Genomic DNA, 16,353 nt, shown 5'->3' with positions numbered 1-16,353 from the left:
CTCAGGCCGTGTACGACTCAAGCTACGCAGTGCGCCTAGCATCCGCGAATCGATACCGTCCAGCTCTTCCTTGGACAGGGTTCGGCCTGCGGCCTTGTTCACTGCATCGATACATTCCGGCCGCATTACATACCCCTCATGAAGCAGGCTGCTGCAACGTCGTGCAGCGCCGAATCTTTCTGAGCCTGGACGCCGCTGTCAGCGAGCAGCTGCCGGACATCAGCGATCGTGCGCGGCACGCCGTCGCCGAAGTCGATTGGCATGTCGCCGTGCGCGGTCTCAAGCTGACTGAGCATTTCCTGGTGGATGCCGCTCATCTGCGGCCCTTGTGCCTGCTGCTCGACTGGCTGACCCGCGAGCGCTTCAGGCGTTTCCTCGACTTCCGCGCGCGCCGGCGGCATGGCAGCGACTCGCTCAGCCTCCAGCTCGTCAGCTGGGCGCATCAGCGGCGCCTCCGTTTCCAGATCAACGCCTGGCATGTCTTTCGTGAACTGCTCATCTAATGCCTGCGGCGCCGCGTCATCCTTGCGCGGATCGGCTACCAGATCCTTCGCCAGCAACTCGGCGTGCTCGGACTGGATATCCGGGGCCTCGCCGCGCAGTGCAAGGGCTTCCAGCGCGTCCTGCGAGGTCTGAGCATGCAATGCCTCGGTCTGCGGATCAGTCGGAATGCCGGGGGCGCCGTCGCGCGTCAGGTGCTGCTCCGACTGGATGACTTGCGCCTGATCGATATCGGTCGGCAGAACTTCCTGCGGGTTGATCCCATGCATGACCTTGCCAACACCGCCAAACACTGCGCCCAGCAATGCGTCGGAAGCGACTGAGTTCCAGTCAAGAATCTTGTACTGGCTAGCCATCTGGGTATAACCGTGGGCCTGAAGAATTGCGCCCGTCGTGCCGCGTTGTGCGGCACCCAGCACGGTATTTACCCCGGCACCGGTCAGTAGGGACGTCACCAGCCCACTCGAGGCGAAGCGCATCGGAATGAACGCGCTAGCTGCATTGACGGCGCCGCTCACCAGACCTTCCTCGAGCGCGGTATTTTCGTCGACGCCCTGTTTGCGCATTTCGTCGTAAGTGCTGGCACCTTCGACGCCGCCCATCAGTACCGCGCCGCCAATCGGCGAACCGGTCGCGATAGAGCCGCCGACGCCCAGCGCGGCACCCTCCGTAATTCCCTGAACCATCTGGGCCGCACCGCCCTGCGTGCCGGGCCTGGGCGTTGCGAACTGTGTCATTGCATCGCCGGCCGCTTTCGATACCTCAGGCGCCAGCTTCGAATAGTCGGTGAACGGATTTCCTGCCGTGCCAGCCTGCTGCGCCATTTCTAGTTCCGGCGCCATCGACCCGGGACCGGAACCAGTCTGGCCAAGCTCACCGCTGGCGGCGACCGTTTTACCCAATGCACTCAGCAACCCACGCGGTATTGCAGTCGCAAGGCCACTCGTCCAGGAAGGCGTCGGCGGATCAGTCGTACCGTTCGTCGCAGCGGTTGCGGCGAAGTCCTCATCGTCGTAGCTGAAGCTGTTCAGATAGCCCATTACGTCCCCTGCGGCGTCACGGCGCCAGAGAACACCTGATCGCTATTGGCGGGCGATGCCTGAACCGGTACCGGGTTCGGCGTCAGGGGTTTACTGAAGTCGATCATCAGCGGCTGGCCGCTCTTCGGATCAAGCGCGTATTTGCCGCCCACCCGGAAGGCGTACTTGCCATCGCCAATGTTGTCGTACTGGTAGCGCGAGGCGTCGAAGCCTTCTTCCTTTTTCAGGCCCGCAGCGTCGAGCGTCGCCTGCGCTCGAGCCGGAAACTGATCAGAGAAGGCCTGCTGATCCATTCCCCACGGCACAAGCAGGTTCGATTTGTTGCCCCACGAACCCACTGGGACCACGCCGCCGCCCGTTACGGCGGTGATGGCTTTCTTGACCATGCCGCTGTCTTCGCTGGCTTTCTCGAACGTCATGCCCTGGTGCTGCGCATCGGCCATCAGATAATCCCGGGCCGCCTGATACACCTCATCGTTTGCTTTGGCGCCGTACGGGCCGTTCAGGTTCTGGAAAGCGCCGGCGGTCTGCGACTGATAGACCGTCTTGAATGTGGTCTCGTCGATCTTTGACGGCGATTGGGTTCCAGCCGAATCACCACCCTTTTTTGTGACGCGCAGCATGTCCTCACCTTCGAGGATCTGCGCGCCGATTTGCGTACCGGTTTGCGGCTGGCCGTTGATCATCACCGGTTGGGCAGCAGCGGCGTTGCCCGCGAACGCCACCATCGGGGCATTCGGCGCGATCTGCGCGATCGCCTGCCGATATGCTATCGGGTCGGTTACACCGGCGCGGATCGACTTGATGATGCCGATCTTCTGGGAGACGGGTGACTGGTCGATCTGCTGACTCAGGTCCTGCGCTTCCTGATTCGTCAGGATGGCAGTTGGGGTGCCAAACTTTGTCGACATCATTGTGCCGATCGATTGACGGTTCGCGAGCTCGGCCTGCGCCTTGGCTGGATCGCTCCAGTTGATCGGGTTCACCTGCCCGAGACCCTTCCACGCGGCGTAACCGACCGGGTCGTTGGCGCGCTGCTTGTTCGCGTAGTCGATTGCGTTCGACATCAGCGTGTAGTTCTTCTGCGCGTCGGCATACCCGGCATCCGTTGCGCTGACTTTTGGCGTCATGCTGGCAAGGACTGCCTGCTGCTGATCTGCCGGGAGAGTTCCCACGCGCGCGATGTTCGCACCGAGCGTCATGGTGTTCGCGTAATCCTGATAGCGCGCCGCCCCGGCTGTGCCGTAAGCTGCAACGAAGTCGTGCATCTGCAAAGGGTTCTGGGGCGGTTGCCCGTTCAGCGCCGCGGCGCTTTGATCCTTTGCCTGCTGCTCAACCGCGATGCGGGTTTGCGCCTGAACCTTGCCGCTCGCCTCGACGGCCTGGTGGCTATACCCCAGCAACTCATGGATGTTCATCGCGTCGAGCGCCGGATTTCCCGACTTCGCCGCCGGTTCGTCGCCGACTGGCTGAATAGAAGGCTGCGTCAGATTGACGGCCGAGTTGCTGGCATTCAGGCGACCAGTCACCTGGCTGACATACCCGTTCGTGTCGGGGGCATTCGGATGCAGCGGATCGTGGAAGTTATTGATTGAACCATCCGGGTTCACGGCCTTCTCGCCAGAATAATAGGCCGCAGCGATCTTCGATGCATCGCCGTTATATTCACCCCCCAGCTTTTTGATCAGCACCAGCCCGGCATTCGTGTTATCTGCCGGGTTCGTCCACTGGGCCGCAGCCGGAATGAGCCCCTGTTTCTGCAGGCTGTTGAACGTGGTCTGGGCAACCTGCATCGGCCCGGTCACGCCCGAGCTGTTCGGCGTGTTCATCGCGGGGTTGGTGCCGCTCGATGTCTCCTGCTGATAGATTGAACGCGCGACGCCTTTGAGGTTATCCGGGAGCACGGCCGTCTCCATCGCGCCTTCAAAGTCAGGCGAAGCCGCTGGGCCGTTGCCGCTAGTCGGGCCGCCGAGCGGCTTGCCATACAGGCGCGTCTGAATCAGGTTGTTCGCCGCGACGGGATCGGTCGCGATCAGGTTCTGCACCGCGGCGTTGCCGATTGCCTGCTGCGCCTTCTGCGCGAGCAGCTGCTTCTTTTCCGGGCCGACATCTGGCATCGTCGCATTGATCGTTGCGAGCGCTGTCGTATATTGAGACGGGTCTTTCGCGACGACGTTCGCCCAGTTGTCGATCGAATTCTGGGTCGTGGTGATCCGGTCACCAATCGCTGCATTCGCCTCGAACGAGATCGCCTGCTGCCCGATGTTCGTGCGCAGGTTCGTCAGGTGCTGCTGCAAGAAATTGCGCGCAAGCGGCGTCGGGGCGTTCTCCAGAGTCTTGCTGGCGTAGGCATCGAAATCGCCCAGCACAGCGGGCGTAAAGCCCACCGCCGCGCCGCTCGCTGCCTGTTTCTTCGCATCGAGTTGCTGCGTCCAGTCGAGTGTCGCCTGCGATGCGGCATTACCGGCCCATGTGCGCGCAGTCTGCTCCTGCTGTTCACCTAGCACGCGCTCATTGGTTTTCTGCGTCATCAGGTCGGCTTCGGTCAGCTCGCGAAGTCCACCCGTCAATTCCCCCGCGGCTTGCGCGACGCTGGTCGAAAACTGACCACCCTGCGCTTCTGGCGCCTGATAGCCACCTCCAACACCCGCTTGCTGTTCATAAATCGGGATGGTAGGCATTCTGGTCCTTTATTGGGAAAGGCCGCCTGCCGGCGATGAAAACGCGCCGCCGTAGCGCGTCCCGTAATAACCGAGCCGCGCGTTTGTATTTGCATAGCTGCCGACCGCATTGAGCGCACCAGCACCGGCGCCGATGATCCCGGAAGTGGTCGCACTGCTCGCGTTCGATGAATCGACGCTGGCCTGATAGGTGTCCAGCTGCGCGCCACTCTCAAGCGCAGCGGCCTGCATCTGGCCGCCATAGCGGATGTTCATGGCGGTGAGTTCGGCGTTCGTCGCATCCTGCTCATAAAGCGCGCCTGTCGACCCACCAAGACCCGTCCCGTTCTGCGAACCCGCTGCAAGCGCGGTACCCAACGCGAGATCGGATTGACGCGAAGACTGGTCGGCATTCGCAGTTGCCTGCTGCGTCGCGACCACCGCCTTCTGCTCATTCAGTTGCGCGTTGTACTGCGCAGCCTTTTCGGCGGATTCCGCACTCGCATGCTGCGCGCTCGCCGCAGCAATCGCTGAAGCGACGGAAGCAGCCGCCGTAGCAGCTGCGATATAAGCAACCGGAATTGCCGCGAGGAAGGCCATTATTTCACCCGTGCATACAAGTCATTGTCACGTCCGTCTGGCGTGTACGCTTTCAACGTTCCCTCCCGGACGAAACCGAGATGTCGCAGCCAGGTGTGACCACCAGGGAAGTCGGTATCGCAAGTCGCTTCAAGACGATGCTCATGTCGCATCTCAATCGCGCGACGCACAGCGCGATCTATCTCAACCCAGTCACGCTTCGTTACCGTGCGCGCAACCAGCGCCCAGCAAACTGCGCGGCCTTCCCACTGCGGGATAAATCCGGCGCAGCCCACAATGCGCCCGTTTATGAAACCGGTGAAAGCGTCCGTTTTCGAAAGCGCCTCGGCATATTCGAGGCTGAAATACGGCCGCATCTTTTCCTGGGCTGGCTGCACATTAAGTGCGCCTATGTGCGATGCCGAGAACGGGACGATGATCATGCGAAGTCGTTCGTCGATTGTTGCGGCATGATCGCAACGATCATCGCCGGCAGGGGATCGGGTTGCATGAAACACATCCACGGGTCGCGGTCCCAGTCCGAATCCACCTCGAGCAGAATATCCCCCGTATAAAGCGGGACCGGGTTGTCCATCAGGTCAGCCGGGTCGCGGAAATTGATTGTGTCCATGGCCGCGAAGTTCTTTCCGAACTGCAGGCCAAGCGTTTCCCACACCCGCACGACGGCGCGGTTGATCTGTGACAGCTTTCCCTGCGCGGTACCATCGGCTGATCCGGCGTTAAACCGCATCGTCTGCCATTTGGCCGGGCAGCCATACCCTACCTGAACCTTCGAGGCTGCTGTCGGCAGAGTCAGCACACCCGCGTTCGACACGACCTGCGGCGGAATTACCGCGCCGTCGCCAAGGATGCTGACGGTCTGGTTCGCAAGCCATGACAGTCCTGTGATCGTAGTCACCGTCATGCGCCAGCCATTCGCCGGGATCATTCCCAGTGAAGGAAAGGCGCTGGTGATCGTAGCGAGAACGTTGGTTGCAGACGAGTAAGCCGTGATGATTGCCTTGGCTGTAACAAATTCGGTGACCGGGTTGCCAGAACCGTCAAGCCCCTGCGTGGTGTACCGGTAATGTATGTATCGGCCGACATCAGTAGGCTGGAAAATTGCCGCGCTGGTGGCGAACAGCACACCCGTCTGCCCATCGACGTTCGCGCCAACTCCCGGCGTGAGCACCGCGTTGATCTGATTGTTAAACGTCACGCCTGAATCGACGTAGAACGCGTCTTCCGGGTCGTCGCCCTGCTGATGCGGAGGGTTCATGTACTCAATCGACTGGACTGTCTGACCGTTCACCGTGCGCTGGATGATCGCCCACAGCTGATCGTACGTGCCATCCGGCGCCGGAATTACGCACAGCGCCTGGATCGCGCCGCCGCCGCCGATCAGATGACGGTGCCAGCCACCATGCGGCGCTTCGGGGTATTCCTCGCGCGAGTACGTCATACCCACCAGCTGGCCATCCGAACGCGCCCCCCAGATGATCGAGTACGGCTCCTGCGCGTAATCGACCTGGATGATGGTACTTGGCGACATGATGTGATCGGCCAGCACCGTCTGATCCATCGACTGGTACGTTTGCGAGAAAATGTCGTATGAGACGTCGCGCAGCTTGCGGCCGGCGCGTTGAAGGAACAGCAACACGTGGTTGATCAGCACCGGCGTGGCGTTCTTCGAACCCAGATACGAGATCGGCGCGGCCAGCACGTTGGACGGGCTGAATACGGCAGACGCGCTCGCGGCAGCCACCGAGAATTCGGTACCGGCGCATCCACAGATCAAGGCACTTACCGAGGTCGTCAGCGGTGTCATCCACTGGATGTTGTTGACCAGTTGACCCTGAAGCGTGATATCGATCGACATGTCGTCCGTCACCAGCGCATTCAGATCCTGAAGGCTGTAATTGACGAAGTCGCCCGCGACCGACAACCAGACTTCCACGCCGCGGGCCCACGCGAGACGACCGGAAAAGAACGCGACTTGCGTAGGATAGCCATTGGTCGATGACCATGCGGCCTTGCGCCAGTTGGTGGAGGGGGATCCGGATGCGGATGCGGTGAACGGGATGTTCGCGGTTGCCGTTTGAGTACTCACCGGGACTACAGTACCGGTGGCATGCTGCGAATCTGTCACGCCGGTGATCAGCACGATGCCCCAGCCAGGATCAGAATAGGTCCACTGCACGCCCGGGTTACCGTCCGGCCGCGTCCCGGATGTATGGTCCGGCGCATCGCCACCATTCGTGCCGGTCGACGCCGCCACGTATGTTTTGCCGTTCGATGTGACGAGACCACCGATCGATGATGTATTGCCTGCCGTCCACACACCAGTGCCAAACGAGGTCGGTTGTGCCAGATAGAACAGCGTGCCGACGTCGGCCGCATTAAACAGCGCAGCGGAAGCAGAGAGCGTAACGGTTCCCGTCTGGCCGCTCGCCTGCACGGCAGTAGTATTGATGCCGATCTGATCTTCGAACGGTCCACCTACGGTCGCGAATGGCGCGATGACCCAGTTGGTCGGGCCAAGGCGCGACAGCGTCTGCGGCGGCTGCGTACCGCACGCGATATAAACGACGTCAGCCGACTCCGTAAAGCGCAGATTGAACTGGCCGTTTGCATCGGTCAGATCAGACGCGCTGTAGGGCGATGTGATCGTATATGGAATTGCCCCGTTAAACACGCGACCCTGGTTGGCCCAGAAGGCAATGTAGTTCGGCCCGAACTCAAGCACGTAGGCCTGAAACACATTGAACTCGAACTTGACCAGCCACGCGCGCTGATTCGAATTCTGGACTGCGCCGACGTAACGGAAGCCGCCGCGGCGCATCGCCGGTCCCTGAATCAGCGGGATCACGTTCTCGCAGGTCTTCATTCCCTGCGCGTACTTCGGCACGTCGACGCGACCTTCGATGCGGGGCGACAGCTCGCCAGCATTGAACGAGCCTTGAATAGGTGACTGCCTCACAGCCGGATCAGCATCCAGCTGTCGTCTGCCATGCCTTCGGGTGCTTTCTCGAACGCGTTGGCGCGCATCGCGTCCTGGATTGCCTGCGCGTATGCTTTCAGGCAGGTCTGGCGCTTGGCATCGGAGTTCGTCAGTTCCTCGCAGGTGTACCACGCAAGCTGCGCGGCAATAGCGAGACAGAACAGCGGATCGAAGCGGCCCGTGTCGGTGACATCCTGGATATAGCGGATTTTCAGCGGGACCTGGAAGTCCGTGAAGATCTTGTCGTTTTCTATCGTGTAGGCGCTGTCGTCCTGGTTGCGATAGTCCATCATCGCCGGATCAGCGTAAAAGTCATTCACCTGAATGAGGCGAACGAAGTCAGCAGGAAGCTGGCAGGCGTTGCCGAACTGCCATGCCGGTGGTGTTGCGAGCGCGGGAAGCATCGCACGCGCCGAGGCGAACGACCAGAAGTGTTTCCGGAGTTCACCGAGCCGCACCATGTCATAGACCGCGGTCATGGAGCGCGCGGTCTTGGAGTTATCGGTGATCGCGGTAATGCGGCCGACACCAATGAGCGTGGCCGCCATATTGCAGATGTCGGTCTGGCTGCTCACGACGCCACTCCTTTAGCCAGGCAGGTTCAGCTTGGCAATCTCGGATTCGAGGTACGACTCAACCTTGTTCAGGGCCTGCTGCACCTGCATCTTTGCCTGCGCCGCGCTCATGCCGTTTGTCGTCACCAATGCGGTCCAGTCGACTGTCACCTCGATCTGCCCAGCGACGGTTGCAATGCCGGCCGCGTCGATGATCTGGTCGATGCGCGTTTCCGGGTTCAGCGAATAACGTCGGGTAGCCACGTGCTTCTCCTATCAAAAAACCCGGTCAGCCGAAGCCGACCGGGAAAACCCAACCCCACGGAGAATTACTTACGCACCGTTGTCGACGTAATCGACCGAAAGACCCAGCAGGCCACCAGCCGTCAGCGCGGCCGTCAGCGTCACCACGATGTCGAGTGCATAGCCCGGGTCAGCCGACAGGCCAGCGGCCTGCCACAGCGGCTGTTCTTCGAGCGCCATCGTGTAAGTGCCAGACTGGTTCGTCACGTCCGTATGTGACAGGGCGGACGCGAGCGACTGCGCAGCAGCGAACAGCGCAGCGGAAATCGCCGTGTTGCTCTTTGCAGTCGGCTGCGACACACCGATGTTCGCGGCGCCCGACGTGAGAGCCGCACACGACAGCAAGACCTTCCGAACCATCGCCGTCGACGGAAGCGAAGCCAGGATGTAGGTGGAACCGATCGAGTCAGCGTTGACCGCTGTCACCTGACCGTGCGCAGAACGCAACACGCCGCGCTCGAGGCGAGCATCGTTGATCGCGCTCGGGATGGAGTCCCGGTTCGTGATCGTCGCGCTCTTGTAGACATTGACACCCATGATGAAACTCCTTTCAAATCCCTGCGAATATGTGAAAAACCCGGCCTAGACCGGGCATTCCCTGCTTACGCGCAGGGGATCTGAACCACCTTGGCTTCTTCGATCCGCGTCGCGCCGAACGTACCGAACAGGTAGACCTGCCACGGCAGGCCGGCGAGATCCTTACGCTGCGACACGTCAGCGCTGATGTCCTGCCACATGCCGAGGTGCATGCCCTCGTTCACGTAGAAGGGCACCATCGCCTGCGAGGAACCGTTGTTCGGCAGCCGCTCCGAGTGGATGAAGTCGACCTTGCCCCACTGCATCACGAAGCCGTCGTTCACCACAGCCTTCTCGCCGTTGTAATCGGCGTTGATGACCTGGACTTCATCCATCAGGTTGCGGTTCTGCTTGGCGCTGATCACGCAGTTGATGCGCTGGCCGCTCGACGGGTCCCAGGCTTCGTTCTGCAGAAGCAGCTGGATACCGGCCTTGAGCTTTTCGACGTTCATCCCGGTCGCGCTCGACGCGCCTTCCGAAGCCGAGATGATCTGGCCGGAAGGGAACGTCGTTGCGGTCGCGCCGTTCGTGCCGGTCTGGGCCGTGCCGAAGAACGCCGCGATGATCTGGTCGTCCTTCGCGCGGTTCATGGCGGCCGTGCCATTACGCACATAGCTCGACTGGGGGTCGATCAGCATGCGCAGCTTGTCGATCTGGTCGATCAGGTCGTTCCAGTCGTAATCGACCGGGAACACCCAGCGCCGGTCGGTCTGTTCTTCGACCGGGGTGAGGGCGGGATAGCGCGTCGTGCGGATCGTGGCGACGGTCGGCTTGAACTGGTCGACCGGCACGCCCTGCTTACCAACGTACGCGCCATGAGTGACGGAGTTCGTGAGACGCGACGTCAACTGCTGACTGAGCAGCTGGACGTTCGTCGTGTACTGCTGCACGAAGAATGTGGTTACGGCCTGTGACATGGCAAGCTCCGGGAAAAGTGGTTTCAATCACGTTTCGAAGGGCTTGCCGTTGCCGGGCCAACTTCTTCCCCTGTGAGCCGGGGCAGGCTACTGGATTACCAGTTTCAGATCGGGGCGTTCGGGTCGTCTTGCCGATCAGTTTCGCCTGATGCGTGGGTCAATACCCAAACCTCAGTTCCCTTCTGGCTTCCTTCCGACACGTAGTGCTCAAGTTCGAGCGCCTTTGTGATCAGATACTGCGCATCCTTTGCAGGATTGAAAACCAGACGCAGACATTCTAACCGAATCAACTGAGATTGTGTTAGGACTCCGGATTGTTCTTTGGCCACCGGCAGGCCCGGCTTCGCACTCATTGCTGCGACTCAGGGTAGGCGATCTCGAACAGGCGCTGGAATTCCGCCGACTTGGCCTTGTCACCCGCGATGTAGGCGGCTGTCCATGCCTTGTCAGACTTCAGTTCCGTGATGCGCTGTTGCGCGGCCGCCTGATTCATTCCGCCGAATCCGGCATTGCCACCTTCACCGCCCACTGCGCGATGTTCGCTTAGACCCTTGCCGATCGAGGAGAACATTTTCAGCATCGTCTCGGTCCCGATCGCGCGCTCGATCCGGTTCATGATGTCCGCGCGCTCATCGCCATTTGCAGCCGGAACGAACTGCATGGATGCCCGCTTGCCTGCTTCGAGGTTCGCATCCGCCTCCTGCCCCCACGACCCAACCACCCGTGTGAAGTCCTGATCCGCCTTCGTCACATACGCCTGGTCAGCGGCCTGCTGCTGCGCAAGCGAGAACGCGTTCCACTTCTCGGTCAGCTGCTGCGCCTGCTTCGGCGGAATGCCAGTTTCGTGAAACCATTGCTTGGCCTGCTCGGCAAACTCAGGTGGTGAGCCTTCGGGAACCGGAAGCTGGTAATCCGCTGCATTGGCCGGAATACCGATCTTCGCGCGGTACGCCTGAATTTCTTCGGGCTTCGCGTCGTCACCAGGAATCACAACCGTGCGGCCGGCTTTCTCGTGGCCGATCAGCTTTTCGAGGTTGTACGCGGACTCGGCAAGCGCGGACGGATCTTTCCAGCCCTTTGCCTGCACCCACGTGCGCGTCGATTCGTCGGCGATGCCTGAGTACCAGTCCGCATTCGCGGCGCCACCAGCAGGTGCTGGTGAAGGCGCGGGGGCCGCTGCGGGAGACGGGCTCGGTGCGGGACTGGGCGAAGGTGCACCGCCCCCCGGCGCGGGAGACGGTGCCGGGGCTGCACCACCGCCCAGCGCTGCAGCTGCAGAATTAGTCGTCATTTTGTTCCTGCTCCATCATCTTGATCAGTTGGGCGTCGTCAACATGCAGGTGATGGATGATCCGTTGGAACATCTCCTGTCTGCCGATCTTCACCGCTGTGGCGAAAGGATCGACCTGCTGACGTACTGTCGACACTACGAGCGGACTTTCCGTGAAGCGTGCAAACCGGCGCAGGTCCGCAAGTACTGCGCGGCCAGCTTGTGATTCGAACGTCGCCCGGTAGAACGAGCGCCGTCGAAGCAGCTTCTCGAAATACGATCTCACGAGCCGCTGATGCCGGTGTTGCTCGGGGCGATCGTGGGCGAAACAGGCGGCTCCGTCGATGAAGGGGCCGCGTCAACAGGCGATGGCGTCTGGGCCTTCGCCATCGCCTCGGCAATTGCTGCCGCAGCAGCTTTGTCAGCGGTAATCTGCTCGCGCAGCGCAGCCATCTGATCGTTCACAGCCAGTGCGGCAGTATTTGCGTCAGCGAGCTGGGACTGCAGTTGCGCGATCTTTGCGTTTGCAGCCGTCAACGCGTCCGCCGTGGTCGTATCGACAACGGCCTGACCTGCGGTACCAATGCTGCCAACCAGCGGCGTCAGCGTCGTAACGAGATCATCGGGGCTCGCGACGAATAGTGTGGTGTCGTTGCGGGCAAAGACGATGTTTCCGTTGTCGTCTTTGGCAACCTTGAAGCCGTCTGAGAGCGGCGTGTAGTTGAGTTCCATTATGCTGGTGCTCCGGTGGGTAAGCCGAGTTGGGGGGCCTGCTGGTTATTGCCTGCTGTCGCTTGAGCCTGCGCGAAGTCTTTTGCGGCACTTGCTGCGACCGGTGCAGCGGCGAGGAGCTGTTGCGCCTGCGCAGCCGTGGCGGCCTGTTCTTTAAGCTTGACGAGCTCTTCGTCCGTACGGATCACCGATTCCGGAACACCGCCCACTTCTGCAATCAGGCGTGCTGCCTTGTCCAGATCGAAGATCTGCATCACGGTCGGATCGATCTGCGCGAGCGGCGCTATCGACTGGATGGTCTGCAGGATCGAGACGCCGACACCAGCGCGTTGCGCCTGGTTCAGCGGAGACTGGTATTCGATCTTGAAGGAACCGCCGGCGCGAATCAGTTCTGGTGGCATCGGCGGCAATACGCCAGCCATCGAAAGAATGTCTATCTCGCGCTCAACAAGCGGGCCAAGCAGTTCAGCCTGAATGCGGCCCATCGTTGGAGCCAGAAGCTGACCTTTCTCCTGCGCCCGAAGCATGGCCTCAGTCGCGGTGATCTGGGGCTCCTGAACGAGGATGCGGAAAAGCGTGACGAAGAACGCGTCATTGATCACCTCGCGGCGCTGGTTCATCATGTCCAGCCCGATGTTCACCTGGGCTTTCGATTCGAACGGGATTGCGGCCGCACGGCCATTCGAGTCCACATACCCGTAATTCAGGGCGTTGGAGCGGACATTGAACGCCTGAAGACTCGCATCGTCCGTGAGCATGATCGGCGGCGCCACGACGTTCTGAGCCGCGCGGATGATGGTTTTCGCCATCTCATTCAGCATCTTGATGTCAGGCAGAACCGACATCGCGGGCGAGCGGCCGTACACTTCGCGCGGGGCCGTCTCGAAGCGCGGCACGCAGAACGGGAAGGTACGATAGCCACCTTCGCTGATGATCTGGCGCGTGTTTACGCTCAGATAGCAGCTTTCAAACGCCATGCCCTTATAGTCGCGGCGGCCAAACAGACGGTTGCGGTTCGGCTGCACCGCGTGCATGAACCAGAACTTCGTCTGGAACTGCTTCTCGAATGCTTCCTGGACTTCCCGCGGGCAGTTCGCGTATCCCCATTCCGTCACAGCCTGGTGCGCGGTCCATTCAAATTTTCGCACCAACGTATCGATGCGACCGTGCGCGTCCTCGGCGATCCAGCATTCCGCCAGCGGAAACGACTTGTAGCGGATGCCGATACCCGGGACATCGTCGACATACAGCACACCTGTGCCGAACGCGCCAATATCCAGCACGACCTCGCCGGACTGGGACTGGAAATTCGAATGTGGCGCGTAGCGCACCTTGAACAGGATGTCGTTGACTTCCTCGAGGTAACGCCTCACCGACGTATTATCAGCCAGCGCCATGTTGTGCGCCGCCAGTTTGTGATAGGCCTGCGTGGCAGGGAAAGACATGGAGATCACTGCTGCGGCAAACTTCGGCAGTGCTAACGGTGCAGTCGCATCGAAAATTCGTTCGTTCCGCTTGTCACCATCTGGCCGCTGTTGCTGGAAGATGTTCTGTTGCGGACGTACACGCTCCGCTACCTCGCGCCAGTGACCCTCCCAGATCCCGCGGCGCGCCGCAAGATTGGAATGCAGCCGAAGGATCTCTTCGGCTTTCGGGTCGATCTGGCCGGGCGTCTCGGTCATGTCAGCCTGCGGCGTTCGACGGTACGCCAACTGCCCACGCGTTCACACCGGTTGCCGTCGTGATGAACAACGACAGTTTCCCGGCAGGTGCGCGGAAGTTCGCAGTACCATCCGCCGTGATTGAGATCGGCGTGACGGTCGCGTAATTCTGGAGGGTGTAGTAATTGCCATCCGGCGCCATAGACTGAAGCACAGCCGTGCCGCCACCCCACGTCGCCGAATGGATGTACAGCGTTCCCTCCCCGCCCTCCCAGTCGATCGGCGCTGTTTGCCCAACGCCTGCGGCGGTTGCCATTGTGTGCTGTACGCGACGTGCCATGTCAGGCTCCGAGCAGCGAAGAAGCTGCAGTTCTCACTGCCGGCTGAACAGCCGACGTGTTCTGGTTCTGACCCGCAAGGATCGTCGACGCCATGCCGCGACGGTTTGCCAGACCCGCTGCGTTCTGCTGCGCCTTGGCCGCGGCATCGTCATACGTCGGCGGCGGAGGCGGCGGTGTCGGGGTTGGGATGTTCGGGCCACCTCCGCCCATAATCCGTACTCCTAAAGGTCAACCTGATAATCAGAAACCGCAAAGTTCGGACGGTTTGCATTCGGCTCGCGCCGCACAATCTGCCTTCCCTCACCCGCACCGATCATGATGTACTGGTCGGCGTCACACACGTGGCTGAACATGTTCTTGTCCGGCACATCCCGGTAACGCTCCATCCCGGCCACCTGAATTCGCTTGTAATTGTACCCGCCTGCGTAACCCTTGCGCAATGTCTTGCATTGTGTATGCACAAGCATCCCAGGTTCACCGTCGATCAGGCGGCGCATTGGGACCGAAACAGCCTCGATGCGCAGGATCGGATCGTTGGTCTTTGCCGGGTTCGCGATGATCCCGGCGGCTTTCAGGATGTCGAACGTGGTCCTCTCGTCATCGCCGCGCGCGTCACCGCTTGGATCACCTGTGATCGAACGGATCTTATACCCCGGGTACACCTGCGCCAGATGATTTTTGAACAACTCGGCGAAGCGCACGATGCCCATATCTTCAGTCACCAGCTCGCTGTGCTTGCGCCACTGCCCGTTCGGCATCTGCTGCGCAAACACAGCTGCCGGCGTTAGCCCGAAGTCCATTCCAATGTCCAGCGCAAAGCGCTTGTTCGCCTCAAAGTCACGACAGTGCACGTTGTCGCGATAGTCACTGTAGATCGGCTTGCCATCCAGCACGTAGCCGTAGCAGCCGTTCACATAGACGTTGATCCACTCGACCGACTTGTTAGCCTTGGCCTTCTGGTAATAGCCCGGCGGAAGATTCTTGATGTTCTCGGCGCCCGGATCTTCACCGCCTAGCTGGTTGTACCACTCGAACAGCGACTGGTCGCGGCGCAGCGCACCCATCTCGCGCAATGTCGATTCCAGTTCGTGCGTGGCTTCAACGTCCTCAGGGCTGGGGTCTTCGGCTAGCCTGTACCACCAGTGATCGGTGTCAGGCGGGTTCGTGTCCATGATGATCTGCGGATCGGTGCAACCACCATCCTCAACACGCGGAAAGCGACCCACGCGACCCGTCAGGCCGTCCAGGATCGCCTTTGACATCTCCTTTGCTTCATTGATCCACGCGTCGCTCAGCTCCATCGACAGGAGCTTCTTGACGTCTTTCGGGCGGTCCAGAGCAACGAAGATCACCTCCCAGTCGACCTTGTTGACCTCATCGATGACATGGTGCGTCGGCGGACCATCGTCGACGTATTTGCCCGTCGACGCGGGAATCCACTGGTGCCACGTCTTGATTGTCGTGGTCTTGAGTTCGGGGTAGGTGTTGCGGATGATCGCCGTGCGGCGGCGTATCCAGCCATCCTTCTGGCGTTTCTGTTTCTGCAGGTTGCGGATCAGCTTCATCACGCAGCCAACAGATTTACCTGATCCGATCGGGCCTTTGATGCCGCACACGAACGCGTCTGACTTGATGAACGCCTTGCACACAGGGCCTGCAGGCGTATAGACGATCTTCTTTTCTTCGATCAAATCGCTGCGTTGCTTGACTACCATGGCTATACGCCGGCGGTCGAACGAATGATCGACATCTGCAAGATACCCAACGCGCGCGCCAGATCGCAAGGCTTGCCACACGTTTGCCGGCGGATCTGCCCATCAGCGTATTCGATCACCAGAAACACATTCACGATCGCAGGGGCACCCTCTTCGTCCATCCAGTCAGCCTGTTCGCGAAGATGCTTCGCGATGTCGGCATTTGACGGCGCGAAACCGGTCAGGGGCAATTCGCGAAGGTTCGACATCAGTGTTTGTCGCCCGGCAGGATCATCTCGTCACCCATGCGGCCGGGTGCAACCTCACGCGTAAAGCGCGCGTCCGTCACGCGAAGCAGGCCTGCGCGGACGCTAAAGAACTTCGCGGCCTCGGTGATCATGGTGATGAATCCACCGAAATCGTCGAAGTGACCTTCGAAGCGGCACTGGTTGATCTCAAGCTCGAACTTCCACGCACCAACGTCCAGGAGCGAGCGCTCGATCGCGATGTGGCTTATTTTCACG

Annotated in this window: 19 protein-coding genes; all 19 read right to left on the bottom strand. The window is 60.7% G+C overall.

Annotated features, from left to right (window positions below; genetic code table 11):
* Window positions 1-125 precede the first annotated feature (125 nt).
* A complete protein-coding gene (locus M0D66_RS13155; protein WP_266210843.1) occupies window positions 126-1,541 on the bottom strand; it encodes a hypothetical protein in 1,416 nt (471 codons plus the stop codon).
* Window positions 1,541-4,222 (bottom strand): transglycosylase SLT domain-containing protein, encoded by a 2,682-nt coding sequence (locus tag M0D66_RS13150; protein WP_266210842.1) that lies wholly within the window; start codon window positions 4,220-4,222, stop codon window positions 1,541-1,543. Before M0D66_RS13150 ends, M0D66_RS13155 begins: the two co-directional genes overlap by 1 nt.
* A 9-nt stretch (window positions 4,223-4,231) precedes the next feature.
* On the bottom strand, window positions 4,232-4,801 hold the full coding sequence (locus M0D66_RS13145; protein ID WP_266210841.1) for a hypothetical protein: 570 nt from the start codon (window positions 4,799-4,801) through the stop codon (window positions 4,232-4,234).
* Window positions 4,801-5,223, bottom strand: a complete 423-nt coding sequence (locus M0D66_RS13140; RefSeq protein ID WP_266210840.1) for a hypothetical protein — start codon at window positions 5,221-5,223, stop codon at window positions 4,801-4,803. The genes M0D66_RS13145 and M0D66_RS13140 overlap by 1 nt, the downstream gene beginning before the upstream one ends.
* The gene (locus tag M0D66_RS13135; protein ID WP_266210839.1) at window positions 5,220-7,760 is read right to left on the bottom strand and encodes a hypothetical protein; all 2,541 of its coding nucleotides are present in this window, start codon (window positions 7,758-7,760) and stop codon (window positions 5,220-5,222) included. Before M0D66_RS13135 ends, M0D66_RS13140 begins: the two co-directional genes overlap by 4 nt.
* Window positions 7,757-8,329 carry a hypothetical protein gene (locus M0D66_RS13130; RefSeq protein ID WP_266210838.1) on the bottom strand — a complete coding sequence of 191 codons (573 nt, stop codon included), beginning with the start codon at window positions 8,327-8,329 and terminating at the stop codon, window positions 7,757-7,759. Before M0D66_RS13130 ends, M0D66_RS13135 begins: the two co-directional genes overlap by 4 nt.
* A 39-nt stretch (window positions 8,330-8,368) precedes the next feature.
* A complete protein-coding gene (locus tag M0D66_RS13125; protein WP_266210837.1) occupies window positions 8,369-8,599 on the bottom strand; it encodes a hypothetical protein in 231 nt (76 codons plus the stop codon).
* A gap of 69 nt (window positions 8,600-8,668) precedes the next feature.
* A complete protein-coding gene (locus tag M0D66_RS13120) occupies window positions 8,669-9,175 on the bottom strand; it encodes a hypothetical protein (protein WP_266210836.1) in 507 nt (168 codons plus the stop codon).
* Window positions 9,176-9,240: 65 nt separating this feature from the next.
* Window positions 9,241-10,131 carry a phage capsid protein gene (locus M0D66_RS13115; RefSeq protein WP_266210835.1) on the bottom strand — a complete coding sequence of 297 codons (891 nt, stop codon included), beginning with the start codon at window positions 10,129-10,131 and terminating at the stop codon, window positions 9,241-9,243.
* A gap of 104 nt (window positions 10,132-10,235) precedes the next feature.
* A complete protein-coding gene (locus tag M0D66_RS13110) occupies window positions 10,236-10,484 on the bottom strand; it encodes a hypothetical protein (protein WP_266210834.1) in 249 nt (82 codons plus the stop codon).
* The gene (locus M0D66_RS13105; protein ID WP_266210833.1) at window positions 10,481-11,422 is read right to left on the bottom strand and encodes a hypothetical protein; all 942 of its coding nucleotides are present in this window, start codon (window positions 11,420-11,422) and stop codon (window positions 10,481-10,483) included. The genes M0D66_RS13110 and M0D66_RS13105 overlap by 4 nt, the downstream gene beginning before the upstream one ends.
* Window positions 11,412-11,687, bottom strand: a complete 276-nt coding sequence (locus M0D66_RS13100) for a hypothetical protein (RefSeq protein ID WP_266210832.1) — start codon at window positions 11,685-11,687, stop codon at window positions 11,412-11,414. Before M0D66_RS13100 ends, M0D66_RS13105 begins: the two co-directional genes overlap by 11 nt.
* The gene (locus M0D66_RS13095; RefSeq protein ID WP_266210831.1) at window positions 11,684-12,133 is read right to left on the bottom strand and encodes a hypothetical protein; all 450 of its coding nucleotides are present in this window, start codon (window positions 12,131-12,133) and stop codon (window positions 11,684-11,686) included. Before M0D66_RS13095 ends, M0D66_RS13100 begins: the two co-directional genes overlap by 4 nt.
* Window positions 12,133-13,815, bottom strand: a complete 1,683-nt coding sequence (locus M0D66_RS13090; RefSeq protein ID WP_266210830.1) for a portal protein — start codon at window positions 13,813-13,815, stop codon at window positions 12,133-12,135. Before M0D66_RS13090 ends, M0D66_RS13095 begins: the two co-directional genes overlap by 1 nt.
* A gap of 1 nt (window position 13,816) precedes the next feature.
* Window positions 13,817-14,134 carry a hypothetical protein gene (locus tag M0D66_RS13085; RefSeq protein ID WP_266210829.1) on the bottom strand — a complete coding sequence of 106 codons (318 nt, stop codon included), beginning with the start codon at window positions 14,132-14,134 and terminating at the stop codon, window positions 13,817-13,819.
* A 1-nt stretch (window position 14,135) separates the two neighbouring features.
* Window positions 14,136-14,345 (bottom strand): hypothetical protein, encoded by a 210-nt coding sequence (locus tag M0D66_RS13080; RefSeq protein ID WP_266210828.1) that lies wholly within the window; start codon window positions 14,343-14,345, stop codon window positions 14,136-14,138.
* A gap of 11 nt (window positions 14,346-14,356) precedes the next feature.
* On the bottom strand, window positions 14,357-15,850 hold the full coding sequence (locus M0D66_RS13075) for a phage terminase large subunit (protein WP_266210827.1): 1,494 nt from the start codon (window positions 15,848-15,850) through the stop codon (window positions 14,357-14,359).
* A 2-nt stretch (window positions 15,851-15,852) separates the two neighbouring features.
* Entirely contained in the window at window positions 15,853-16,098 is a 246-nt protein-coding gene (locus M0D66_RS13070) for a hypothetical protein (RefSeq protein WP_266210826.1), read from the bottom strand.
* Entirely contained in the window at window positions 16,098-16,352 is a 255-nt protein-coding gene (locus M0D66_RS13065) for a hypothetical protein (RefSeq protein WP_266210825.1), read from the bottom strand. The genes M0D66_RS13070 and M0D66_RS13065 overlap by 1 nt, the downstream gene beginning before the upstream one ends.
* Window position 16,353: the final 1 nt, after the last annotated feature.

It is taken from the genome of Paraburkholderia sp. SECH2, from assembly GCF_030464795.1.
Classification (GTDB): Bacteria; Pseudomonadota; Gammaproteobacteria; order Burkholderiales; family Burkholderiaceae; genus Paraburkholderia; species Paraburkholderia aspalathi.
The sequence above is the reverse complement of the archived record's forward strand: the minus strand, read 5'-3'. Positions and strand labels throughout refer to the sequence as shown.

Excerpts from the sequence above, each read along its gene's own strand:
- M0D66_RS13130 (WP_266210838.1), bottom strand. The coding sequence starts at position 8,329 with ATGGCGGCCACGCTCATTGGTGTCGGCCGCATTACCGCGATCACCGAT.
- M0D66_RS13090 (WP_266210830.1), bottom strand. The coding sequence starts at position 13,815 with ATGACCGAGACGCCCGGCCAGATCGACCCGAAAGCCGAAGAGATCCTT.
- M0D66_RS13145 (WP_266210841.1), bottom strand. The coding sequence starts at position 4,801 with ATGGCCTTCCTCGCGGCAATTCCGGTTGCTTATATCGCAGCTGCTACG.
- M0D66_RS13140 (WP_266210840.1), bottom strand. The coding sequence starts at position 5,223 with ATGATCATCGTCCCGTTCTCGGCATCGCACATAGGCGCACTTAATGTG.
- M0D66_RS13085 (WP_266210829.1), bottom strand. The coding sequence starts at position 14,134 with ATGGCACGTCGCGTACAGCACACAATGGCAACCGCCGCAGGCGTTGGG.
- M0D66_RS13095 (WP_266210831.1), bottom strand. The coding sequence starts at position 12,133 with ATGGAACTCAACTACACGCCGCTCTCAGACGGCTTCAAGGTTGCCAAA.
- M0D66_RS13105 (WP_266210833.1), bottom strand. The coding sequence starts at position 11,422 with ATGACGACTAATTCTGCAGCTGCAGCGCTGGGCGGTGGTGCAGCCCCG.
- M0D66_RS13070 (WP_266210826.1), bottom strand. The coding sequence starts at position 16,098 with ATGTCGAACCTTCGCGAATTGCCCCTGACCGGTTTCGCGCCGTCAAAT.
- M0D66_RS13155 (WP_266210843.1), bottom strand. The coding sequence starts at position 1,541 with ATGGGCTATCTGAACAGCTTCAGCTACGACGATGAGGACTTCGCCGCA.
- M0D66_RS13080 (WP_266210828.1), bottom strand. The coding sequence starts at position 14,345 with ATGGGCGGAGGTGGCCCGAACATCCCAACCCCGACACCGCCGCCTCCG.
- M0D66_RS13110 (WP_266210834.1), bottom strand. The coding sequence starts at position 10,484 with ATGAGTGCGAAGCCGGGCCTGCCGGTGGCCAAAGAACAATCCGGAGTC.
- M0D66_RS13115 (WP_266210835.1), bottom strand. The coding sequence starts at position 10,131 with ATGTCACAGGCCGTAACCACATTCTTCGTGCAGCAGTACACGACGAAC.
- M0D66_RS13075 (WP_266210827.1), bottom strand. The coding sequence starts at position 15,850 with ATGGTAGTCAAGCAACGCAGCGATTTGATCGAAGAAAAGAAGATCGTC.
- M0D66_RS13150 (WP_266210842.1), bottom strand. The coding sequence starts at position 4,222 with ATGCCTACCATCCCGATTTATGAACAGCAAGCGGGTGTTGGAGGTGGC.
- M0D66_RS13120 (WP_266210836.1), bottom strand. The coding sequence starts at position 9,175 with ATGGGTGTCAATGTCTACAAGAGCGCGACGATCACGAACCGGGACTCC.